This window comes from Bisbaumannia salifodinae (genome assembly GCF_055388505.1).
This window is the reverse complement of record NZ_AP043781.1, coordinates 2,676,679-2,697,973: the sequence shown is the minus strand read 5'-3', so window position 1 is coordinate 2,697,973 and position 21,295 is coordinate 2,676,679. Positions and strand designations below refer to the sequence as shown.

Sequence of the window (21,295 nt, the reverse complement as noted above, 5' to 3'; positions counted from 1 at the left end):
CCCAGGGTGATTATTAGGCTGCGTTATCCAGCAGCGGTGCCTCGTTGATAGCCTCGCCTCCAAGCCAGCCCAGCAACTGATCAACGCCAGTGCCCAGGGTCTGAGCCATCAGCACGAAGTCGGTCTCCAGGCGCAGGATTGCATCGTCGCCGTCGTCAGCAGCGGCGGCTTCGTCGATCAGGCTGTCGCTGAAGCGGATACCGCGCAGGCTGAAGTCGTCCCGGAGGGTGAAGCTGAAGCGCTCCTCGATTTCTACGCCAAGCTGGCTGGCCTGGCGGTCGTTCTCCAGCAGGCTGCGCATCTCGTCACTATCGAGGTCGATCTCGCGGCCTTTTACCACGCCCTCGTCTTTGGCCCTGAGCTCTACCCGGTCCCCCAGGATCAGCCCCTCGGGCCGCTGGGTGGGATCGGCGAGCCACTCCGTCATGGCTCGAGCCGGCACCTTCTGTGGAGCGAGTGGTGTGACCTTGAGGCTGCCGAGCGTCATGCGTAGCAGATCGAGCACCTCTTCTGCGCGCTGGCGGCTTGAGGTGTTGATGCCGATCAGCCGGCGGCCCGTATCCCACCAGAGGTCGATGCGGTGAGTGCGGACGAAGGCCCGGGGCAGCAGCTCCTCATAGACCTGCTCCTTGATGGCCTGACGCTCGCGGCGGGGCAGGGCACGGCCCTCGGCAGCCTCGCGGTCCGCGGCGCGGTCCTCCACCTCCTCGCTCACCACGGCGGCCGGGAGAATGCGCTCCTGGCGCCAGGCGGTGATCAGTCGATGCCCTTGCAGTTCATGCAGCAGGCGTTCATGCCGTCGCCCGGCAGGCGGGGCCCAGCCAGTCCGGCGCGCCTCGCTACCTCTGAGAGGGCGAGTGGTTTGCTGGGCCAGGGCCTCCTCGAGGGCGGCTGCATCGATCTCCGCTTGAACATGCAGGCGGTAGAGATAAAGGTTTCGGAACCACATGGGATTTCCCTCTCGGGTGGTGGGTGAGGGGCCCGCCGGCCCCGGGTGGTGATCAGTCGTGAAGGGCGCCGCTCTCGCAGATCTGAATGGCCAGCTGGCAGGCGGCGACATCGAACATGCCAATATGGCAGTCCTCTTTGTCGATCCCCATCAGCTCGGCAAGGCGCTTGTACCGCCCGCCCCGGGCCATCCCCTTCTTGTAGTCGGGGTCGGCGGCTGACTTCCTCAGGTATCGGTCCTTCCAGATGGGATCGAATGCCGCATGGGTGCGCTGCTTCCATTCGCGCAGTTCGGCATTGGCCAGCCGGCCCAGGGGCTTATCGGTGCCGGGGTGGGTGCCAACGTGAGCATCGCAGGGAGCGCACTGGTAGAAGGTCTTGTGATAGAGGTCAGGGCGGTGTGGGTAGATGGCATCGCCGCCGACCTTGCGGGAGAACTGCCCGCAGTATGGGCAGATTGGTGTTAGGCCCTTCATGTCAGGCGGCCTTGGCCTGGTGATCGAGGAGTGCCCAGTACACCTCCATGCAGGCGCGAGCGTCGGCCATGGCGCTGTGTGCGTTCTCCAGGGGCTTGCCGATGAAGTGCTCATAGGCCTCGGAGAGCTTCGGGGATTTCCAGCCGTACTTGCCTTTCGGCGGCAGCTCCATGATCGGCTTGGCCAGCAGCATGGTGTCGTCGAAGGCGTCCTTGTCGGCCCAGGCCTCCACATCGCCTTCACTCAGGTAGCGCTTGGCAGCGATGCGTAGGATGCGCTGATCGAAGGTGCGGTTGTGGGCAACCCGGCGGTGGCCGGCCCAGAGTTCGAAAAGCAGATTCACTGCCGTGGATTCGCTGACGCCTACCGCGGCAGCATGCTCGGTGGTGATGCCGTGGATCTCGGCCACCTCGTCAGGGATCTCCCAGCCGTCCGGGGCAATAACCAGATCCAGGGTGGCCAGCTCCTGCCGGCTGTCGGCGTCGGCCAGGATGGCGGCGAGTTGCACCAGGTGGGGCTGGTGCTCGCTGTCGGATGGGACCTTCCAGTCGGGAAGGCCGGTGGTCTCGGTGTCGAAGAACAGGATCGGGGTCATGGTCAGGCTCCGGTAGTGGCGTTGAGGGTGACGTGGCGCACTTCACCGCGCTGGATGGCGGACAGCACATCCACCGCCTGGCTAGGGTCGAGGCCAAGGCCCTGCAGGTCCTCCAGGGCGTCGCCAAACGGATCAGCGGACGGCACGTCCTGCAGTGCGCTCCCCAGGCCTTCCCAGTCGTCAGGGTCTTCATGGCTGAAGGCGGTGCCGCCAGTCGTGGCAACATCGCCGGGTGCGAGCTCGGCCGGCGCCTGCTGGGCCCTGAGGCGCTCCAGCTCGGCTTTCTGGCGCTCGATCTCGGCGCGCTCGGCGGCCAGGCGCTCACGCTCCTGGGCGCGGCTTAGCTGGTCGCGCAGCTCACGCAGCACCCGAGCCTTTTCGTCCTCGGCCTCTTTCGTGACATCGAAGTAGTTCTCGGTGTCGATGGCTTCGGCGGCGTCGATCAGCTCGGCCAGGCCGGCCGCGTCGAGGCCCACAGCAGTGTCAAGGTAGCTGGTGACCTCCTTGTGCAACTTCTCGCGCAGCCGGGCGATGCGCTCCTCCTTCTTGCGCTTCTCGGCTTCATCGACCTCCTGCTTGGCGTCCCGGTGGGGCGCCTCCAGCTTCTCGATCTCGGCAATCAGGCCCTTGGCGTACTGGTTAACCTGGTCGATGAACTCGCGGTGGGGCTTGGTGATCGCCAGGCGGGCCTTGTCGGTACCGGTGCGGTAGGAGGTCAGCTCCTTGATCGAGGCCTTGCCGTGGGCATAGCCCTCCTTGGTGGTGTAGTCCGGCACCGTGCCGTGCTTGGCGCGCAGCTCGACCAACTGCTTCTCGACGTCGTTGAGCTCGATCAGCTCGGCGGCATAAGGTTGCGGGGCGTCGAGTTTCTCGGCGGCATTACTCATGGGTGGTCTCCTCGGGGTTCTGTTGGGTGGCCTTTTCCGCGGCCTTGGCCTGGCGGAGCTTCTCGATCGCTTCCTGGGCAGCCGCGTTCAGCCGCTCATGGGCGAACCGCTGGGCGTCTTCGTCGAGGCGCGCGATACTGGCGCGGCGGGGCAACTGCTCGAGCTGGATGGCCAGCACCTTCTGCACACTGGAGGGGTGGGGGATCATGGCGAAGCCGTTGCACTGTTTCTCGAGCCATGACTTGAACTCGTCGCGCTTCTCCTGGAGGGCGGCATCGAAGTCCTCGGCCATTTCCAGTTCGGTCTCGGCCTGGCGCTCCTGCAGGTAGCCGAGGTTGTCGAACTTCCCGCCGTAGACGTCGGCGGCGAAGCCGAGCAGGCTCAGACATTTCTTGATGGCGTCGGTGACGCTTTTCTTCGGCGCTTCGCCGTCGGTCTTCCAGCGCCCGTTGTTCGTGCGGTAGACGGCGCGGGTGTGGCCGAACTGGGTGACCTCGCCCTTTTCGCCCTGCCAGCGATACCAGAGCACCAGGCGGACGGTATGGGTCTGTTCGTGCGTGATCAGCGCCCCTGTCTTGACGTCGAGGATCGGCGCGCCCTGGTCATAGCGCTCGTCTTCGATGCGATACCCCCAGCCGATACCCATGGGGCCGAACAGCTCGGTGGCCAGCTGGATCACATAGATCTGGTCCAGCGTCATGATCTTCTGGCCATCGACATCGGCGGGTTTGATCGCCGTCGTCGGGGTCTTCTCGACCTGCCGCCATAGCGCCAGGTGGTCAGTGTCTGGGTTCATTTGATAAGCTCCTAGTGGTCCATTCCCTGTGGACGACCAATTCAGCGCTCGCCCCAAACGAGCGCTTTTTTTTATGTCGCGAGATAACCTTCGTTTTCTTCGGCGCGGGCCCTGGCTCGTAGGTCATGCGATGGCGCCGGCGTCGGCCTTGATGTGGTCGGCCAGCTTCTCCAGGAAGGCCTTGGTATCGACCAGCAGCTCGGCGTCACGCCCGGCCCTCATGTGGTCGAGCAGGGTGCCGAGTCGCTCGATACCGTCGTCATCCACCAATCGGTCGATAGGGCCGCCGTAGAGGTCCTGGCCCTCCAGTTCCACCAGGTCGCCCTCGATCCAGCGCTCCAGATACTCGGATTCGTAGCAGGCCCGGGCCGCGGCAGGGTCGGGGCGGCTGGGGTCGAACTGTGGGAAGCGGACGGGCTGGCAATTCCAGTCGATAGCGGCACTCATGCGGCTTCCTCCTGCTTACGGTTGCTGGCGATCCACTGGGCCAGCTCGTCGCGAACCTCGGTTATGGTCAGGCATTGGATTGCCGTGTCCCACCGGTCGAACTTGTGGGGCTCGCCCGGCTCGCTGATGTGGATATCCACCCTCACATCGACAACTCCATCGTGGTGATGGCCGGCGCTGACATGGCAATAGCGTCCCGTGTCGCGCTGTACGGCATCGGCCAGGGCGTGGATCTCGCCCAGCAGCCGTGATTCGTCACTGGTCATGATCGTGCTCCCGGTTGAGAAACTGGCGGGTCGCCTCCGGCACCTCTTCCGGCGGTACCTCGGTCGCCGTGATGCGGTAGAGGTGGCGATCGATGATCACCAAGTCAGTGGCCTGGCGCCGGCCGTGCTCGGTGAGCATGTGGCGGATCAGCGCCACCTGGGCCTCTGCCCGGGTCATGGGTGGCGGGGATACGGTCTGCATGGGTCACCTCCAGAGTAGGATCAGCGCCGCGGCTTGGCCGGCTCGGCGGGCGTGGTAGTCGGCCAGGCGCCGGGCGTTGGCCGGGTCTTTCAACTCATGGGCCCGGCAGCCGATGATCGGGCGCTCGACGCGACCGATGATCACGCCCTGGGCTCGCTGCTGGGCGCGATGCTCGAGAAGCACGGGGTTGTTGATCATTCCCACACCTCCTTCAACTGGCGTTCCAGCTGCCTATCGCTGAGGCGCTGGTCGATGATCCGACGGCGGCGGTAGAGACTGGCGGAGGCCTGCCGGTCGTTGCGCTGGCGGCTCTCCTGCTTGGTGATCGGCTGCATGCGGCCTCCTTGTCGTGGCGCGGCCCGCTGATCGCGAGCCCGCAGGTGTAAAAAAGCCCGCCGGGGTGGCGGGCAATACGCAGGGAACTGAGAGATGCCGGTTACAGCGTCCGGCGACCTTGCGCGGGCTTGGGTATCGCCCTGGCCTGAGATGCGGATGCATCGGGAAGGGCTCGGTTACTGCGACTCCGCCTGCCTTCTCGGCGTGGCTTTCCGCCATTTCGCCAAGCCCTTCCCGATGGCCCCTGATCGCCAGGGGCCAGCGTGCCGGTACTGACCCCGGCGTGGTCTTCAATCGAGCGGCATCGCAACTGCCGGGCGCCATGCCCGCCGCCAGGGGCTAACCGTTGCCGGTGTGTCCTGACGGCCCCGCTGGGGGCTCTCGAAAGCACGCCTCGTGGACGTGGATGCAGAAGCGCCTGCACCTGCGGATCTCGTGTTGTGAAAGAGCGGCTGTTGCGGTCAGCTCCGGTCGGTGGGCGGTTGCCCTTCCGACGGTTCAAACGATACTAACGCGTATTGGATGCGTCAATGATTTTATGTATTGAAATTCATCGGCAGGAAGGGAGATTTAGCTAAACCGCTGATACGCAAGGGTATTGGTGCCGACAAAAAAATCCGCCAGGACGGCGGATTCGAAGGAAGGTTGGCGCGACAGGCTAGTGAGTGGTTAGGCGAAGTTTCATCTTGGCCTCAACCACGACGCCAACGATCTCGCAGTTGCCATTGATGGAGATCACGGGATAGGCCGGGTTGAGCGGCTTTAGGTAGCGGGCCCCGCCATCGATCACCAGCTTCTTGAAGGTGGCCTCCGCCCCGCCGTCCACCTGGGCGACGACCAGGCTGCCATTGACGGCCTCAACTTCTGGATCCACCAGAATCATCATGCCCTGAGGGATGCTTACCCCGGCAGGGGCTGTCATGGAATCGCCCTGGACCTCCAGCCAGAATGCGCTTCCCTTGGCTGCGTAGTCCGTGCCCTCGAAGACCTGCTCGCCTCCCGGTTCATATGGCGCGACGGCCTCAGACCAGCTTCCAGCGGCGATCCAGGAAACGACAGGATAGTGATAGACCCGCTCAGCCTGCCTTGCTGGCGACACGTTGGCGACCCCCCGGGTGCTACCGCCCTTGCCGGTCCTAAGCCAGTTGGCATCGACTCCCAGGGCAAAGGCGAGCTTCTCGATGTTGCCAAACCGCGGCTCCTTGCTTTGCCCGGTGAGGATGCGATGAATGGTCGGCTGCTTAAGGCCTGATCGTCTCGCCAGCTCGCCCTCTGACCACCCCTTGTCATTCATCTCGGCGCGCAGCCGGTCGCCTAGCGATTCCACTCTTGTGCTCCCGCAATACGTTTTCGATTCGCAAATTGTATTGCGCGAACCAATACCCGTGCGTATCATTGATTCATGATTTCGAGTATTGGAGCTGATCATGCAGCTTAAAGACATGGTGCAGGCCCTTCTGGAGTCCGGTTTCAGCCAGGCATCAATCGCCCAGGCTTGCGACACGACCCAGCCGACCATCTGGCGGGCTGCTCAGGGTGCCGACATCCGTTACAGCACAGGTCGAGAAATTGAGCGGCTTTACCGGCGGGTAATACGTCGTCAGCAGCGCGCCGCCTAACCACACCCACAGATTAGAGGCAGGCGATCTATATGCCTACGTCAGCCAATCGACACCCGTCTCGCGACGGCTTGCTGAGGGATGCCCTCGGCCAACTTCGCCAGCAGCGCGGCGTCACCATCGACGCCTTTGCCCTGACGCTCAACGACATGGTGCACGCCATGTGCCCGCACAAGATGCGCGACCAGCCGGCGATCCGGTCTTTCTCGGTCGTGGACGCCGCCTGCACTCGGGCCATCAATGCCTGGCGTAAGCGGATCGACCGCTGGTCGGTAGACCCGGAAGACGGCGGAACCGAAATCCCGGCGTGGCTGGAGGAGCCGTGGGTGGCGGCGCTGGAGGAGCACGGCGACGAGGTGACCCGCATCGATCTGGCCCGTCGGCATGGCTTCCTCGGCGTTCGCCGCCCCCAGGAGGGCAATACCTGCGCCTGCGCCTTCGCCGCCCTGGGCGCCGTGAGCCGCGAGACTGGCGAGATGATGGGCTCGTTTACCGGCCTGCTGGACGACGGGGCATTGGACGAACGGGATGCCGCCGCGGCGCCGGAGGCGCTCAAGGACATCGACAACGCCATTGCGGCGTTGATGGGGGCGCGCGAGTTGGTCAAGCAGCGTGTGTTGAGGCCGTCGCTCCAGGTTGTGGGCGACTGAAACCACGAAGCCCCGGGAGGCTACCAACCAAACCCCGGGGCTTCATGCAATGCAGACAGGAGTAAGCGTAATGCAGGACACGCGAGTGATCAACCGCCCAGATAGCAGCATCCCGGCGCAGAACGATACTGCTGCCCGGCTGATCGCCGCCCGCAAGCACGCCGTGGAGGCGCCTTTTCAATGAGTGTTGAAGCCATGGGCTGGGCGATGAACCAGCAGATCGTCACCGACTCCGGCGCGCGGTTCGTCCTGGTGGGCCTGGCCAACCACGCCGACAAGTATGGCCGGCACGCCTTCCCCTCGAACGAGACGCTGGCCGAGTACACCGGGCTGACCGGGCGCACGGTGACCCGCAAGATCAATGACCTGCTCGAGTTAGGCGTTATCCGCGAGGGCAACCAGGCGATTGCCGCGGCACACATCGAGCGCGCCGACCGGCGCCCGGTGGTGTACGACATCATCATGACGGACCTGCCCGAGAAACGGGGTGACAGGGCGTCATCCCGAAAGAAACGGGGTGACACTGGTGCAGCAACGGGGTGTCATCCTGACGCCAACGGGGTGACATCTGTGCAGGAACGGGGTGACACAGTGTCACCCGAACCGTCCTTGAACCATCCCTATGAACCGTCCAATGAACCGGTTGCACCGGGGGCTTCGCCCTCCGGGTGCGATCTGCTCGGTGAGGCCGTCGAGGAAACGGCCCAGCAAGACGAGCCCCGCATTGCCATCCCGCCCGACATGCCCGGGCCCAAGGACCAGGGCGCCAAGACGTTCAAGCCCTGGGCGAACTACGCGATCACCTACCGCCAGCGCTACGGGGTCTACCCGATCTGGAACGCCCGCACCGCCGGCCAGCTGGGCCAGCTGGTGGACCGGGTAGGCGCCGATATCGCCCCGGGCGTGGCCGCGTACTACCTCCGCATGAACAACCAGTTCTACGTCGCCAAGGGCCACCCCGTGGGCCTGCTGCTGGCGGACTGTGAAACCATCGCGATGCAGATGCAGACCGGCCAGCAGATGACCGCCACCCGTGCCCGCCAGATGGACGGCACGCAAGCCAACGCCAGTGCCGCCGACGAAGCCAAGCGCCTGTTGGCTTCCGGCTGGGAGGACTGAGCCATGCCGCTGACGAAGCACGACGCCGAGCAACTGCTGGAGCAGCTCTACGCCACCGCCGAGGTGCTCGGAAGCGAGATTAAGCCCGCCGCCGCATCGCTGATGGTTCGCGACCTGCGCGATTACGAGCGCCCCGAGGTCGAGCAGGCCCTGGCGCGCTGCCGCGCCGAGCTCAATGGCCGGCTGACCCTGGCGGCGATCCTGGCGCGAGTGCCGTCCGCCAACGCTTACCTGTCGGCAAACGAGGCCTGGGCCCTGGCACTGGCCAGCATGGACGAGGCCGAGACCGTGGTCTGGACCGAGGAGATCGCCAGGGCGCTAGGCGTGGCCTCGCCGATCCTGGCCGAGGGCGACAAGGTGGGCGCCCGCATGGCGTTCATCGCCGCTTACGAGCGCGAGGTGGAGCAGGCCAAGGCCTCTGGCCGCCAACCGGCATGGAAGCCATCGCTGGGCCATGACCCGCAACGCCGGGAAATGGCGCTCAAGGAAGCGGTCGAGGCAGGGAAGCTGCCGGCCCCTCGAGTCGAGGCTCTACTGCCGCCGCCGGAGAAGCCGGTCACCGAGGAGGGGCGCGCGCAGATCCGGGAGATCACCGACCACCTGCGCGACCTGATCGCCGGGCGAGACCAGGAGGCCGCACGCCGTCGCGAGGAACTGCGCCAGGAGCAGGAAGAGCGTCGCCAGGAACTGATCGCGCAGGCCGAGCAGCGGATGCGCGAGCGGAACAACGCCACCCAGGGGAGGGCATGACTATGGGCACCGTCACCGAACTGCGCCGGCCGCGCCGGCTCGACAACCCCGAGAGCCAGCTGGGCCGGGTCTACCTGGTGCTGCGCGATGCTGGCGCCTGGCTGCAGCTGCACGAGATCGGGGCCGAGATCCAGCGCCGCTTCGGCCGGATGGACAGCCACGCCGGTATCTCGGCGCGGATCCGCGAGCTGCGCGGCCACGGCCAGACCATCGTCAGCCGCGAGAAGGCGGGGCCCCATGAGTACCGCATGATGACCGCCTGGGGCGGCCAGGACGGGGCAGCATGAGCAAGCCGAAGCAGTACGTCAGCCGGGCCGGCACCCTGCAGGAGGCCCTGGCCACCGTGGCCAAGCTCGCCGGGGTGGTGACCGAGGCCATCGGTCGCTGGGGCGAGGTGGAGATCATCGTCCGCAAGCGGGAGAAGCGCCGGAGTTGGGAGCAGAACAAGCTCCAGCGCCTGTGGTGCAAGGAAGCCGCCACCCAGGGCGACATGGATGCTGAGGAGTACCGCGGCTACTGCAAGTACCACTTCGGGCTGCGCATCCTGTGTCGCGACAGCGAGACGTACCGCCAGGCCTGCAAGCAGGTTCTTGGCGGCCTGACCTACGAGCAGCGCCTGCTGCTGATGCAGGAACCCCATGACTACCCAGTTACCCGCGGCATGACCACGGTGCAGAAGCGGGAGTACCTGGATCTGTGCTGGCAGCACTTCACCGGCCTGGGCTTCCGCCTGACCGATCCGAACCTCAAGGGCATGGACCCGGCCCAGTACAAGGAGGCCGCTTGATGCTGCCGAACGAGAGCTATCTGCCGAGTGGCCCATACCGCTCCCGGGACTGGCTGTCCGCGGTGCACGAGATCGAGACCTGCGTGCTGTGCGGTGCCTACGGCATCCAGGCCGCCCACTCCAACCAGGATCGGGGCCGGGGGCAGAAGGCCAGCGATTGCCTGACCGCGGCGATCTGCCCGGACTGCCACGGCGAGATCGACAACGGCCGCATCCTGAGCCGGGAGGAGCGCCGAGCGCGCCTGGACCGGGCCATTGTGCTGACCATCGACCAACTGGCCCGCCGGGGCCTGATCGACGTGAGGGGGAAGTAATGATCGTAGGCATTGATCCAGGGCAGACAGGAGGCATCGCCTATATCGACGATGCGAGCGGCTCGTCGCACGCCATGCCTATGCCGGTAACGGGAAGGGAGATTGATGGCCATGAGCTGGCCAATGCCTTGCGCGGACGCAGTATTCGCACCGTGATCATCGAGAAGGTCCACGCCATGCCCAAGCAAGGCGTGAGCAGCACGTTCAAGTTCGGTATGGGCTTCGGCTTGGTGATTGGTGTCTGCGAGGCCCTGGGTATCTCCTATCGACTGGTGACACCGCAGGCTTGGAAGAAGGTCGTGCTAGCGGGAACTGCGAAGGACAAGGATGCCGCTATTTCATTCGTCCGTCGGGCATACCCGAGCGTAGACCTGACGCCGGGCCGCAAGCGCGTACCGCACGACGGTATGGCCGATGCCCTTTGCCTGGCCGAGTACGGCCGTCAGCTCATGGTGAAGGGGGCGGCGTGATCTACGGCCAGCGCCCTGAGGGCATGGCGGCAGCGGCCTGGACTGTCGAATGCCAGGCTCGCCACATCGCCCGGGAGATGCGCAGGGGCCGCAATAGCGCCGAGCGGGGAGCGATCTTCGAGCGCTGGCAGAAGAAGCTGCCGGCGGTGACCCGGGCCAGGGTAGGGGAGATATGGCGGGAAGGGGTGCCGATGCCAGGCGGCGGCAACAGATAGGCAACGAATTCAGCGCAACACGGGCTACAGGGCAACGGAAGGGGCGACAGGATGCGATTCAACTCAGCGCGCAGCATGATTTTTCAGGCGTACCACGTACGGCGCGGAGACAGCTCCATTGCCGGGTTGTTCGATAGCCTGAAGCGGATTCGAGAGAGGGTGGGCGGGAATGGCGCCAAACTGCGCAGCCTGCAGGCGGAGCACAAGCGCAACGTCCGGTCGCTGATGAATGCCGGGCCCTTCGACGCCGACCTCGAGGAGAAGCAGGCGGCCGTGCGGCGAACCGAGCGGCGCTTGTCGGAGGTGCGCACGGCGCTGGAGGACGTCAGCAAGTCGAGCAACGAGGGGCATTTGCCCGATAACGACTGGAAGATCGTTCACGGTCTTGAGTGTGGCCAAGTGATCGCCGCGGTCGAGCGCTTGCCGCAACACCTGCAGGCGATGGCTCGCTACTGCTGGGGACCGTTCACGCCCGAGGAGTTGGCCGATGACCGGGAGTGGCTGCACGCCGCCCTGGTCAGCGCGATGCAACGGCAGCGGCTCCCGGGGCAGGGGTATGAAGAACTGCCGCCGGCGGACTCGGCGCGCACCCTGCAGGCGCTGTGCTGGGCGGCGATCTACCACCACAGCCAGGTGACCTACCCCTACAACCGCCCAGGGCTGCACTCGCCCAAGCGCATCCAGCGCTGGCTGGAGGAGGAGCGCGGCGAGCTGATCGACGTGCACCGCTGGAGCCGGGCGGGTCGGCTGAGCTGGGCGGACGTGTGGCGGCGTATGCTGACGATCCTCGATGACTGGGAGAGCCAGGCGCTGGGGCCGGTCGCCGCTTTGATCCCGGAAGCGGCATAACTTGCAGAGTGGGCACGCAGCGGCTAGCATATCCCCAACATCGAATATTGCGCCCTGGCTTCCGAGCCGGGGCGCTCTCGTTTCAGGCCCGCCACCGTGCGGGCCTTTTCCGTTTCTCCGGCCAGGGACGGCCTCACCGAATCCCGAGGCTGTCATGCCCCATCCTCTCCAGCGCCGAGTGATCGATGAGTTGATCGATCGCGAGGGCGGATACGTCAATCACCGCGCCGACCGTGGTGGCCCGACACGCTACGGCGTAACCGAGGCGGTGGCCCGCGAGTACGGCTATCGGGGCGATATGCGCTACCTGCCCCTTGAGCTGGCCCGAGACATCGCCGCCGACCGCTACTGGCACAGCCTTCGCCTGGATGACATCGCGCCGCTCCACGAGCCGCTGGCCGAATACCTGTTCGACTACGGCTATCACTCCGGCCCGGGGCGCCCGGGGCGCGACATCCAGCGCCTGCTCAATGTGCTCAACCGAGTCGAGCGCGACTACGACGATATCGTTGTGGATGGTGCCGTGGGCCCGGCGACGCTCGGCGCCCTGGAGGCGTACCACGATACCCGCGGGCGTCCTGGACTGGTCGTGCTGGCCGAGTCGCTCAACGGGCTGCGCAAGGCCTTCCTGGTCGGCCTGGCCGAGAAACGGGAGAGCCAGGAGGCGTTCACCTACGGGTGGCTGCGCCGTGTCCTTGAACTGAGTCACGGAGGAGCCTGATGGCCCAGGAGCAACCCGTGAAACCGTCCGTTTTCGAGCGTCACGTCCAGACCGGAATCCAGATCCTGTCGGTGGCCCTGATCATGTGGGCCGGCACTCAACTGTGGAAGCTGGGCCAGCAGTCAGCAATTCTCGAGGAGCGCCTGACTAGCCAGGGGGCGCTGCTCAATGAGTTGCGCGCCGAGCTGCGCGAGTGGGGCGACCTCTACTACCGACGATCTGACGCCATGCGTGACCTCGATCATATCGAAACGCGCATCGATAGCCTTGATACCCGCGTTGCCGCCCTGGAGGATCGCTGATGGATTGGTCAGATGTGGCGGAGACTGTCGGCCGCGTGGCGCCTGCTGCTGGTGGTGCTCTTGGCGGTTCGGCTGGTGCTGCTGTTGGCAGCCTCATCGCTCGTGTGCTGGGCGTTGACGAGTCACCGGAAGCGGTGCGCGATGCGCTACAGGGCGCGGACCCGGAGACGGTCGAGCGGATCAAGCGCCTCGACCAAGAGCACGAGCGGGAGATCCTCTCGCTGACTCTCCAGGCCGAGACCGCGCGGCTGGCCGAGATCAACAAGACCATGCGTGCCGAGCTGGGCAGTGACTCGGCATGGCGCGCTGGGTGGCGCCCCTTCAACGGCTGGATGCTGGCGCTAAGCCTAGCCGTCGTGAACTTCGGCCTGGTGGCCGTGGTGCTGCGAGACCCGACCCAGCTGGCCCAGGTGGTGGACGTGCTGATCTGGTCCGTCGTCGCCCAGGGTGCGGTGCAGGGGGTGAACATCAAGCAGCGCTCCAACGACAAGGCCCGTCAGCTGGGGCAGGCTCCCGGCGGTTTCATGGACCTGTTCAAGGGCATCCGCAAGTGAGCGTGACGCGCCTCGATGACCATCGCCCGCATCTCTGTATCCCGACGCCGGACGGCAATGCGCACGTCGTGCCCGTGAACCTGATCGACGACATCATCGCCGGCAGGCGCTCCGTCGATGACATCGCAGACAGAGACCAGGTGATGCAAGCCATCCTGTCCAGCTGGCTGGACTCGCTCGCCTGACCGAACACCCCGCGGAGAGGTGAGGAGGTGATCCTCGATCTGCGCACCAGGCAACGCTGACCTGGGAGGCCCTGCCGCGAGGCACCGCCGACACTCGCCCGGCACGTCGTGAGACGCCCGGGCCCTATTTTTGAATCCCGAGGAATCTGCCATGCCGCTTACCTGGAGGCATCACGATGTTGTGCCCGAACTGGCCAGTGGGCCGGATGGCTTTCGGCGCATTCGGGTTGACGCCGGCGAACCAGGGTTCTGGGCAGCACAGCAGTTCGCCTGGGAGTATGAGCTCTCTCTCGCGGCAGGCGAGACGCAGGTATTCAGGTTCGACCTGCCGGTAGACGTCATCCTCCTCGACTCCCAACTGTCAGTAGACGATGGATCGCTCTACTACCGCGTCTATCGGGCTGACCAAATTACCGAGACGGGGTCTTTCGCCACTAACGTGACATCAAAGGCCCACCCACTCAACGTGACATCGTTCGCGCCTAGCTATGCGCTACAGACAACCGCATGGACGGATGGAGTGTCGCCCACCGGTGGAGTCACGATTGATGATGACTCGCCTTACCCGGTCAGACGAGTTCGAACCTCTGGCGCCACTGCTCATGCATCGCTCGTCGGTGCCAACGCCGGCTTGATGCGAGGCTTCCCTCCAACATCTGCATATGTGGTCGCGACGCAACTCCCCGGCGCTGCCGGAGGAACAAGTGGCATCATCACGCTGGCGTTCGAAGAGCGCACCTGGGGCTACTGACACAGCAGGAATCACCTATGACCAAGGCTGCCAATAAGGGGGCTGTCGAGTTGACAGCTCGGCAGGCCTGTTTCCGTGACGAATACCTGATCGACATGAACGCCACAAAGGCGGCTCTGCGCGCGGGCTTCGCCAAGTCCACCGCCGAGAAGAAGGCGCCCCTTTGGGTAGGGAAAAGTAGGGAATCCTGCCCGGCGAACATGCGTCATGTCTGGGACGCTGTGAACGAGGCCATCCAGGAGCGCTCGCAGCGCACTCAGGTTGCAGCAGACGATGTCATCAATCAGTTGGTGCGCATGGGTTTCGCTGACATTCGCCAGTTGTTCACCCCAGGCGGCCAGCTGCGCAGTGTCCACGATCTGCCCGATGATCTTGCCGCGGCCATCCAGAGCATCAAGGTGGTGACCAAGACAATCCCCGGGCAGGGTGACGACGAGGCCGAGATCGAGTACGTCCACGAGGTCAAGCTGGTGGACAAGGTCAAGCCCATTGAGCTGATCGGCAAGCACCTGAAGATGTTCGTCGATCGCGTCGAGCATGACGTCAGCGACCGCATGGCCGACCAGATCGTCGCCGCCCGCAAGCGTGCACGCCAGGCCCGGGATGAGTAACGACGTCGAGGCCATGCTCGCCGAGGATATGGGGCGCTTCTTCTACGACCCGCTGGGCTGGGTGATGTATGCCTTCCCCTGGGGCGAGGGGGATCTAGCCGGTTTCGACGGCCCGGATGACTGGCAGCGAGAGTTCCTGGAGGACTGGGGTAAGGCTATCCGCGCCAACGACTTCGACGGCCTCAAGCCGGTAGAGGCCTATCGCGACGCCACCAGCTCTGGCCACGGTATCGGCAAGTCGGCGCTGGCGGCCTGGATCATCCTCTATATTCCCAGCACTCGCCCGCACAGCAAGGGCGTGGTGACGGCCAACACTGGTGAGCAGCTCAGGACAAAGACCTGGGGCGAACTCGGCAAGTGGAAGAAGCGCTGCATCACTGGTCACTGGTTCGAGTACAACAACGGCAAGGGCAACATGAGCCTCTACCATCCGCAGTTCCCCGAGAGCTGGCGGGTGGACGGGCAGACCTGTCGTGAGGAGAACAGCGAGGCATTCGCCGGCCTTCACGCTGCGACCTCCTCGCCCTGGTACCTGTTCGATGAGGCCTCGGCGGTGCCGGACAAGATCTGGGAGGTGGCTGAGGGTGGCTTGACCGATGGCGAGCCGTTCTGGTTCGTGTTCGGCAACCCCACCAGGAATACCGGGCGCTTCCGTGAGTGCTGGCGGAAGTTTCGCCATCGCTGGAATACCCGCCAGGTGGACAGCCGCACCGCCAAGATGACCAACAAGGCGCTGATCGATGAGTGGATCAGCGACTACGGGCTCGACTCCGACTTCGTGAAGGTCCGCGTGCGGGGCCTGTTCCCCAGCGCCTCCGAGCTGCAGTTCGTCCCCCAGCACCTGGTCGATCAGGCCATGCGGGTGACGCTGATCCCGGGGCAGATGGATCACGCGCCGCGCATCCTCGGCGTGGACCCGGCCTGGTCCGGTTCTGACGAGTGCGCCATCTACCTGCGCCAGGGGCTGTATTCAAAGCTGCTCGGCGTCTACGAGAAGACCGACGACGACGTGCGGATGGCATCGACCATCGCCAAGCTCGAGGACGAGTGGCAGGCCGATGCGGTGTTCATCGATTTCGGCTTCGGCACCGGCATCTATTCCGTGGGCAGCAGTTGGGGCAGGAGCTGGCAACTGGTGCAGTTCGGCGGCCACTCCACCGATCCGCAGATGCTGAACAAGCGCGGCGAGATGTGGAACAGCCTGAAAACCTGGTTGGCCCAGGGCGGGGCCCTGGATGACCAGCAGACCGCCGACGAGATCACCGCCCCGGAATACAAGGTCCGCCTGGACGGCAAGATCGTGTTGGAGAGCAAGGACGAGATGAAGCGCCGCGGCGTGCCCAGCCCCAACCGGGCCGACGCCCTGGCGCTGACCTTCGCCCACCCGGTAGCGCCTCGCAGCGTCATGCAGGAGCGTGACCACGCCATGGCCGAGACCGACTTCGACCCCTACGCCTGACCATCAAGCGCCTATCACCGACCCGCCGCGCGCGGGCTTTTTAATGCCTGGAGATCCGCCATGTGTGGCAATCCCTTCTCTACTCCCGATGTTCCGCCGCCGCCCGATCCCGCCCCGCCGCCTCCGGTGGCGCCCGAGCAAAACCGCCGGGCTCAGCAGTCTGGCGACGAGGAACGCCGTCGCCGTGCCGCGGCCGGCGGTCGCCGCTCCACCATTCTGACCGGACCGAAGGGTGCCCAGGGCCAAGGTGCCCAGGGCAAGACCCTGCTCGGCGCGTGAGGTAACCCATGGCCCAGGCCGAGAGCAAACGCCAGCGCTTCGATAAGCGACTGAAGGAGCTGAAGACCGAGCGCTCCGGCTGGGAATCGTCGTGGCGCGATATCAGCGACTGGATTCAGCCGTGGCGCTCGCGGTTCACGGTCAGCGACGCGAACCAGGGCACGCGGCGCAACACCAAGCTGGTGAACTCCACGCCCTACCTGGCGAGCCGGACCCTGGCCAGCGGCATGATGGCTGGCGTCACCAGTCCGGCGCGGCCGTGGTTCAAGCTGGAGGTGCCCGACCCCGAGCTGATGGAGATCGCCGGCGTCAAGATGTGGCTGTACGAGGTGGAGCGCCGGATGCGCACCGCTCTGGCCCAGGCCAACCTCTACAACGCCCTGCACCAGCTCTACACCGAGCTTGGCACCTTCGGCACCGCTGCATTCGTGGTGGTCGAGGATGACGAGGAGATCTTCCGCGCCGTGCCGCTGACCGCCGGCACCTACTACCTGGCCACCGGCCATCGGCAGGTGGTGGATACGCTGTACCGCGAGTTCACCATGACCGTCCGCCAACTGGTGCAGCAGTTCGGGCGCGACAACGTCAGTGAGGGCGTGCTGCGCCAGTACGAGAGCGGCTCCCTGGAGAACAAGGTCGAGGTCGTCCACCTCATCGAACCCAACGACGAGCGCAACCCGAGCAAGCAGGACAACGGCAACCTGGCCTACCGCTCCTGCTACTACGAAAAGGGCGCATCCGGCCAGAAGCTACTCTCCGAATCGGGTTTCCAAGAGTTCCCGGTGATGGCGCCGCGCTGGGAGGTGCTGGGCGAGGACGTCTACGGCTATGGCCCGGGGCATGCGGCGGTGGGCGATGCCCGCGCGTTGCAGACCATGGAGAAGGCCAAGGCCAAGAGCGTGGCCAAGTCGGTCGATCCGCCGATGAACGTGCCCAGCAGCATGAAGAACAAGCGTTATTCGCTGCTGCCAGGGGCAACCAACTATATAGACGTCACCGGCAACGGCAATGCCAAGGCCGAGCCGGCGGTGGTGCAGGACAACCAGCTAATGCGGCTGTTGCTCGAAGACATCGCCAAGACCGAGGATCGCCTGCAGCGCACCTTCTTTGCCGACCTGTTCATGATGCTGGCCAACGACACGCGGTCGAACATCACCGCCCGCGAGATCCAGGAGCGCCACGAGGAGAAGCTGCTGATGCTCGGCCCGGTGCTGGAGCGCCTACAGACCGAGCTGCTCGACCCGCTGATTGATCGGGTGTTCGGGATCATGCTGCGCAACGGCCATCTTCCCGAGCCTCCCGAGGAGGTGCAGGGCGCCGAGCTGCGTGTCGAGTACGTCAGCGTCATGGCCCAGGCCCAGCGCCTGGTAGGCGTGGGCGCCATCGAGCGCATCGCCGGCTTCGTCGGCAACCTGGCCGGGGCCGATCCCTCCGTGCTCGATAAGCTCGACCTCGACCAGACCGTGGATCAGTACGGCCAGGCCGTCAGCGCTCCGCCGGACATCATCCGCAGCGACGACCAGGTGGCCGAGATCCGCGAGCAGCGGGCCCAGGCGCAACAGGCCCAGCAGATGGCCGCTTCTGCCCAGCAGGCCGCCCAGGGCGCCAAGCTGCTCAGCGAGACGGACACCAGCACCGAGAATGGGCTTACCGCTCTCATGCGCCAGATGGGGATTGGGCAGTGACACAGGAAGAACTTCAACAGCAGGAGGCCGAGCGGCGCGCCGACGACATGACGGAGCTGCTGGCCTTGCCTGCCGGGCGCCGCGTGCTGTTCGAGCTGTTCGCACGCACCGGCGCCTTCGACGACAGCTTCACCGGCAACTCGGGGTCGTTCTACAAGGACGGCCGCAAGTCGGTGGGGCTCGAACTGTTCCACGAGGTGATGGCGCTCGACCCCGAACGCTTCACCCAGATGTGGAAGGAAGCCGAAGAGGCCGAGCGAGTGGCCGCGGCAAAACTCAACGACGAGGACTAGATCATGGCCGAAGAGACCGTGTTGACCGGGCAACCTAACACTGAACCGGCGACTGGGACTGAGGGCCAGGGCGAGCCGGCGCCGGAACCGACCGAGGGGCAGCCGAAAGGCCAACCCGGAGAAGGCGAAGGCAAAGGCGAGCCCGCTGCTGAGCCCCAGGAGGGCGAGCAGGGCAAGAAGGAGGGAGAAGGCGAAGGCGAGGCCAAAAGCCAGGCGCCCGAGAGCTACGAGTGGAAAGCACCCGAAGGCTACGAGGGAGAGCTTGATCAGGCCGCCATCGAGCAGTTCGAACCCATCGCGAAGGAACTGGGGCTGACCCAGGAACAGGCCGACACGATGGTCAAGCTGCACGCCGAATCCATCCAGCGCGCCCAGCAGCAAGCCCGCGACAACTGGGCTCAGCAGTTGGAGACCTGGCAGACCGAACTCCGCGAAGACCCCGACTTTGGTGGCGCCAAGTTCGACGAGAACGTGGCAACCGCCGTTAAGGCGGTGGAGAAGTTCGGCTCGCCGGGCCTCAAGGAGGCGCTGGAACAGACCGGGATGGGCAACCACCCCGAGCTGGTACGCACCTTCGCCGCGATTGGCAAGGCCATCAGCGAGGACAAGATCCACATGGGCAACCAGTCGCACGGCGAGCGCAGCGCCGCCGACATTCTCTATCCCAACGAAGCCAAAAAGTGAGGTAAGCCATGGCTACCACCGGCAACACCTATCTGACCCTCGCCGACCTGTTCAAGCAGCAGGACGGCAACGGCCAGGTCACCAGCCAGATCATCGAGCTGCTGGCGGAGACCAACCCGATCCTGACGGATATGATCGTCCAGGAGGCCAACAACGGCACCGGCCACCTGACCACGGTGCGCACCGGCCTCCCGGCCGGCACCTGGCGCAAGCTCTACCAGGGTGTCCAGCCGCAGAAGTCCACCACCAAGCAGGTGACCGACGCGACTGGCATGCTGGAGGCGCGCTCCGAAATCGACGCCAAGCTGGTGCAACTCTCCAAGAACCCCGGGCAGTTCCGCCTCAACGAGGCCACCGCCTTCCTCGAGGGCATGAACCAGGACATGGCCGGCACGCTGTTCTACGGCGACACCGACGTGAATCCCGAGCGGTTCATGGGCCTGGCGCCGCGCTTCAACGCCTACCGGGACCCGGCCAACATTCCCGCCCAGGATACCGCCGACCAGGTGATCGACGGCGGCGGCACCGGTGCCGACAACACCTCGGTGTGGTTCATCGTGTGGGGTGAGCGCACCGTCCACGGCATCTATCCCCAGGGCACCATGGCCGGCCTGCAGCGCAAGGACCTCGGCGAGATCGACGCCGATGACCCGGCGGGCGGCAAGTTCCGCGCCATGGCCGAGCTGTTCAACTGGGACAACGGCCTGTCGGTGCGCGATTTCCGCTACGTGGTGCGGATCGCCAACATCGACGTCTCCGACCTGCGCGCCGGCACCGTGGACATCTACTCCCTGATGCGCAAGGCCTACTACCGCCTGTTCCAGCGCAAGGTCACCGGTGGCCGTGCGGCGATCTACTGCAACCGCGACGTGCTCGAGGCCCTGGATGCCGGCGCCACGCCGACCCAGTCCACCAGCGCCTCCTACGTGCGCCTGTCGCCGATGGAGGTCGATGGTCGCGAGGTCATGGGCTACCGCGGTATGCCGGTACGCGAGTGCGACGCCATCCTCAACACCGAAGCGGCCGTGCCGTCCGTGTAAACGGGCGGTTCCGCTCTCCCTACGCATAGGAGCGAACCATGATTCTCGATAAAGAGTTCCTGTTCAGCGAGAACCAGGCAATCACCGGCACGGCCAACTCCACCAACGTGGTGGACCTGGGCGTCGTGCGCGACATCGGCAAGGGTGTCCCGCTGCCGCTGCTGATCCAGGTGACGGCCGACTTTAACGGCGCCGACACGATCCGGGCCGAGGTGCAGACGGACGACAACGAGTCGTTTACCTCGGCGGAGACTCTGGCGGTCTCCGGTGATATCCCCATCGCCGACCTGGTGGCTGGCTATCAGTTCCCGATCCAGTACATGCCGATCCACACCGAACGCTACCTGCGCGTGGTGTACACCTTCACCGGCGCCACCGCGCCGACGCAAGGCACGATCACCGCCGGCATCGTCGCCGCCCACCAGCACGGCCACTAAGGAGCCCGACCAATGAAGGTGAAAGCCAACCAGCGCGGCTTCTGGCCGCACAACCGCGAACGCCAGCCGGGCGAGGTCTTCGACTACGACGGCCCGACCAAGAAGAAGGGTAAGGACGGCAAGGATGTGCCCTACTTCCCGAGCTGGATGACCAAGGTCGAGGCGCCCAAGCCGGCGGCCAAGGACAGCGAGTAAATCCCAGGGGCCTACGGGCCCCTTCCTGTTTCTGGAGGCCCTTATGGCCAAGATGGTGAGCATGAAGGGGACTGGCGACGCTCCCGGGATGACCGTAGCCGAAGCCCCCGACGACGAATATCCCTGGGGCTTGAGAATCCACCTCGAGGACGATCAGCTAGCAAAGCTCGGCATCGACATGATGCCCGATCCAGGCGCCAAGCGAATGATGATGGCGAAGGTCGAGATCGTGAGCACCGACATCCATAACCGAGATGGCGAGAAGCGTCGCAGCATGTCTCTGCAGATCACGGATATGAAGCTGAGCGACGAAGACGTGCGCGATGGCGCGGCCGAGACCCTTTACGGGTCTGGCGAACGAGACTGACGGAGA

General features: G+C 65.2%; 34 protein-coding genes. 23 read left to right on the top strand and 11 right to left on the bottom strand.

Annotation, left to right across the window (positions count from 1 at the left end; translation table 11 throughout):
- Positions 1 to 13 precede the first annotated feature (13 nt).
- The 11 genes from ACZ5EF_RS12630 to ACZ5EF_RS12580 form a co-directional block, all read right to left on the bottom strand.
- Positions 14 to 949 (bottom strand): recombination-associated protein RdgC, encoded by a 936-nt coding sequence (locus ACZ5EF_RS12630; protein WP_346061927.1) that lies wholly within the window; start codon positions 947 to 949, stop codon positions 14 to 16.
- A 52-nt stretch (positions 950 to 1,001) separates the two neighbouring features.
- Positions 1,002 to 1,424, bottom strand: coding sequence for a zinc-finger-containing protein (locus tag ACZ5EF_RS12625; protein ID WP_346061926.1), 423 nt, complete (start codon positions 1,422 to 1,424; stop codon positions 1,002 to 1,004).
- Position 1,425: 1 nt separating this feature from the next.
- Positions 1,426 to 2,019 (bottom strand): 3'-5' exonuclease, encoded by a 594-nt coding sequence (locus ACZ5EF_RS12620; RefSeq protein WP_346061925.1) that lies wholly within the window; start codon positions 2,017 to 2,019, stop codon positions 1,426 to 1,428.
- A 2-nt stretch (positions 2,020 to 2,021) separates the two neighbouring features.
- The gene (locus ACZ5EF_RS12615) at positions 2,022 to 2,906 is read right to left on the bottom strand and encodes a hypothetical protein (RefSeq protein ID WP_346061924.1); all 885 of its coding nucleotides are present in this window, start codon (positions 2,904 to 2,906) and stop codon (positions 2,022 to 2,024) included.
- Positions 2,899 to 3,702, bottom strand: coding sequence for a Rad52/Rad22 family DNA repair protein (locus tag ACZ5EF_RS12610; RefSeq protein WP_346061923.1), 804 nt, complete (start codon positions 3,700 to 3,702; stop codon positions 2,899 to 2,901). The genes ACZ5EF_RS12615 and ACZ5EF_RS12610 overlap by 8 nt, the downstream gene beginning before the upstream one ends.
- A 123-nt stretch (positions 3,703 to 3,825) precedes the next feature.
- Entirely contained in the window at positions 3,826 to 4,149 is a 324-nt protein-coding gene (locus ACZ5EF_RS12605; protein ID WP_346061922.1) for a hypothetical protein, read from the bottom strand.
- A complete protein-coding gene (locus ACZ5EF_RS12600) occupies positions 4,146 to 4,415 on the bottom strand; it encodes a hypothetical protein (protein ID WP_346061921.1) in 270 nt (89 codons plus the stop codon). Before ACZ5EF_RS12600 ends, ACZ5EF_RS12605 begins: the two co-directional genes overlap by 4 nt.
- Positions 4,405 to 4,617 (bottom strand): hypothetical protein, encoded by a 213-nt coding sequence (locus ACZ5EF_RS12595; protein ID WP_346061920.1) that lies wholly within the window; start codon positions 4,615 to 4,617, stop codon positions 4,405 to 4,407. The genes ACZ5EF_RS12600 and ACZ5EF_RS12595 overlap by 11 nt, the downstream gene beginning before the upstream one ends.
- A gap of 3 nt (positions 4,618 to 4,620) precedes the next feature.
- Positions 4,621 to 4,815, bottom strand: a complete 195-nt coding sequence (locus ACZ5EF_RS12590) for a hypothetical protein (RefSeq protein ID WP_346061919.1) — start codon at positions 4,813 to 4,815, stop codon at positions 4,621 to 4,623.
- Positions 4,812 to 4,952, bottom strand: a complete 141-nt coding sequence (locus ACZ5EF_RS12585) for a hypothetical protein (protein ID WP_186810025.1) — start codon at positions 4,950 to 4,952, stop codon at positions 4,812 to 4,814. Before ACZ5EF_RS12585 ends, ACZ5EF_RS12590 begins: the two co-directional genes overlap by 4 nt.
- Before the next feature lie 659 nt (positions 4,953 to 5,611).
- On the bottom strand, positions 5,612 to 6,280 hold the full coding sequence (locus ACZ5EF_RS12580) for a LexA family protein (RefSeq protein WP_346061918.1): 669 nt from the start codon (positions 6,278 to 6,280) through the stop codon (positions 5,612 to 5,614).
- A 100-nt stretch (positions 6,281 to 6,380) separates the two neighbouring features.
- Here ACZ5EF_RS12580 and ACZ5EF_RS12575 point away from each other — a divergent pair, with 100 nt between their 5' ends.
- The 23 genes from ACZ5EF_RS12575 (at position 6,381) to gp10 (ending at position 21,289) form a co-directional block, all read left to right on the top strand.
- On the top strand, positions 6,381 to 6,572 hold the full coding sequence (locus ACZ5EF_RS12575; RefSeq protein WP_346061917.1) for a helix-turn-helix domain-containing protein: 192 nt from the start codon (positions 6,381 to 6,383) through the stop codon (positions 6,570 to 6,572).
- Positions 6,573 to 6,604: 32 nt separating this feature from the next.
- Positions 6,605 to 7,222, top strand: coding sequence for a hypothetical protein (locus ACZ5EF_RS12570; protein WP_346061916.1), 618 nt, complete (start codon positions 6,605 to 6,607; stop codon positions 7,220 to 7,222).
- Positions 7,223 to 7,402: 180 nt separating this feature from the next.
- A complete protein-coding gene (locus ACZ5EF_RS12565; RefSeq protein ID WP_346061915.1) occupies positions 7,403 to 8,341 on the top strand; it encodes a helix-turn-helix domain-containing protein in 939 nt (312 codons plus the stop codon).
- A 3-nt stretch (positions 8,342 to 8,344) separates the two neighbouring features.
- On the top strand, positions 8,345 to 9,091 hold the full coding sequence (locus tag ACZ5EF_RS12560; RefSeq protein ID WP_346061914.1) for a hypothetical protein: 747 nt from the start codon (positions 8,345 to 8,347) through the stop codon (positions 9,089 to 9,091).
- Positions 9,088 to 9,378, top strand: a complete 291-nt coding sequence (locus tag ACZ5EF_RS12555) for a hypothetical protein (RefSeq protein ID WP_346061913.1) — start codon at positions 9,088 to 9,090, stop codon at positions 9,376 to 9,378. The genes ACZ5EF_RS12560 and ACZ5EF_RS12555 overlap by 4 nt, the downstream gene beginning before the upstream one ends.
- Positions 9,375 to 9,878 carry a hypothetical protein gene (locus tag ACZ5EF_RS12550; protein ID WP_346061912.1) on the top strand — a complete coding sequence of 168 codons (504 nt, stop codon included), beginning with the start codon at positions 9,375 to 9,377 and terminating at the stop codon, positions 9,876 to 9,878. Before ACZ5EF_RS12555 ends, ACZ5EF_RS12550 begins: the two co-directional genes overlap by 4 nt.
- Complete coding sequence (locus ACZ5EF_RS12545; RefSeq protein ID WP_346061911.1) at positions 9,878 to 10,192, top strand: hypothetical protein; 315 nt, start codon at positions 9,878 to 9,880, stop codon at positions 10,190 to 10,192. The genes ACZ5EF_RS12550 and ACZ5EF_RS12545 overlap by 1 nt, the downstream gene beginning before the upstream one ends.
- A complete protein-coding gene (locus tag ACZ5EF_RS12540; protein WP_346061910.1) occupies positions 10,192 to 10,662 on the top strand; it encodes a RuvC family protein in 471 nt (156 codons plus the stop codon). Before ACZ5EF_RS12545 ends, ACZ5EF_RS12540 begins: the two co-directional genes overlap by 1 nt.
- A 266-nt stretch (positions 10,663 to 10,928) precedes the next feature.
- Positions 10,929 to 11,726, top strand: coding sequence for a hypothetical protein (locus tag ACZ5EF_RS12535; protein WP_346061909.1), 798 nt, complete (start codon positions 10,929 to 10,931; stop codon positions 11,724 to 11,726).
- A gap of 154 nt (positions 11,727 to 11,880) precedes the next feature.
- Complete coding sequence (locus tag ACZ5EF_RS12530) at positions 11,881 to 12,447, top strand: glycoside hydrolase family 108 protein (RefSeq protein WP_346061908.1); 567 nt, start codon at positions 11,881 to 11,883, stop codon at positions 12,445 to 12,447.
- A 17-nt stretch (positions 12,448 to 12,464) separates the two neighbouring features.
- A complete protein-coding gene (locus ACZ5EF_RS12525) occupies positions 12,465 to 12,749 on the top strand; it encodes a hypothetical protein (protein WP_346061907.1) in 285 nt (94 codons plus the stop codon).
- Positions 12,750 to 12,883: 134 nt separating this feature from the next.
- Positions 12,884 to 13,303 carry a 3TM-type holin gene (locus tag ACZ5EF_RS12520; protein WP_346061906.1) on the top strand — a complete coding sequence of 140 codons (420 nt, stop codon included), beginning with the start codon at positions 12,884 to 12,886 and terminating at the stop codon, positions 13,301 to 13,303.
- Positions 13,300 to 13,488 carry a hypothetical protein gene (locus ACZ5EF_RS12515; RefSeq protein WP_346061905.1) on the top strand — a complete coding sequence of 63 codons (189 nt, stop codon included), beginning with the start codon at positions 13,300 to 13,302 and terminating at the stop codon, positions 13,486 to 13,488. The genes ACZ5EF_RS12520 and ACZ5EF_RS12515 overlap by 4 nt, the downstream gene beginning before the upstream one ends.
- 151 nt (positions 13,489 to 13,639) lie before the next feature.
- Positions 13,640 to 14,239, top strand: a complete 600-nt coding sequence (locus ACZ5EF_RS12510; RefSeq protein WP_346061904.1) for a hypothetical protein — start codon at positions 13,640 to 13,642, stop codon at positions 14,237 to 14,239.
- A gap of 17 nt (positions 14,240 to 14,256) precedes the next feature.
- Positions 14,257 to 14,850 (top strand): terminase small subunit, encoded by a 594-nt coding sequence (locus tag ACZ5EF_RS12505; RefSeq protein WP_346061903.1) that lies wholly within the window; start codon positions 14,257 to 14,259, stop codon positions 14,848 to 14,850.
- Positions 14,843 to 16,309 (top strand): hypothetical protein, encoded by a 1,467-nt coding sequence (locus tag ACZ5EF_RS12500; RefSeq protein ID WP_346061902.1) that lies wholly within the window; start codon positions 14,843 to 14,845, stop codon positions 16,307 to 16,309. The genes ACZ5EF_RS12505 and ACZ5EF_RS12500 overlap by 8 nt, the downstream gene beginning before the upstream one ends.
- 287 nt (positions 16,310 to 16,596) lie before the next feature.
- Positions 16,597 to 18,273, top strand: a complete 1,677-nt coding sequence (locus ACZ5EF_RS12495) for a portal protein (RefSeq protein WP_346061900.1) — start codon at positions 16,597 to 16,599, stop codon at positions 18,271 to 18,273.
- Positions 18,270 to 18,566: a Bbp19 family protein gene (locus ACZ5EF_RS12490; RefSeq protein WP_346061899.1), complete on the top strand. Its 297-nt coding sequence runs from the start codon at positions 18,270 to 18,272 to the stop codon at positions 18,564 to 18,566. The genes ACZ5EF_RS12495 and ACZ5EF_RS12490 overlap by 4 nt, the downstream gene beginning before the upstream one ends.
- Positions 18,567 to 18,569: 3 nt before the next feature.
- Positions 18,570 to 19,250 (top strand): hypothetical protein, encoded by a 681-nt coding sequence (locus ACZ5EF_RS12485; protein ID WP_346061898.1) that lies wholly within the window; start codon positions 18,570 to 18,572, stop codon positions 19,248 to 19,250.
- Positions 19,251 to 19,258: 8 nt separating this feature from the next.
- Positions 19,259 to 20,290 carry a major capsid protein gene (locus ACZ5EF_RS12480; protein WP_346061897.1) on the top strand — a complete coding sequence of 344 codons (1,032 nt, stop codon included), beginning with the start codon at positions 19,259 to 19,261 and terminating at the stop codon, positions 20,288 to 20,290.
- Between the two features lie 38 nt (positions 20,291 to 20,328).
- A complete protein-coding gene (locus ACZ5EF_RS12475; protein WP_346061896.1) occupies positions 20,329 to 20,727 on the top strand; it encodes a Bbp16 family capsid cement protein in 399 nt (132 codons plus the stop codon).
- Between the two features lie 12 nt (positions 20,728 to 20,739).
- The gene (locus ACZ5EF_RS12470) at positions 20,740 to 20,922 is read left to right on the top strand and encodes a hypothetical protein (protein ID WP_346061895.1); all 183 of its coding nucleotides are present in this window, start codon (positions 20,740 to 20,742) and stop codon (positions 20,920 to 20,922) included.
- A gap of 43 nt (positions 20,923 to 20,965) precedes the next feature.
- Positions 20,966 to 21,289 (top strand): capsid staple protein, encoded by a 324-nt coding sequence (gene gp10 / locus ACZ5EF_RS12465; RefSeq protein ID WP_346061894.1) that lies wholly within the window; start codon positions 20,966 to 20,968, stop codon positions 21,287 to 21,289.
- The last annotated feature ends 6 nt before the right edge of the window (positions 21,290 to 21,295 follow it).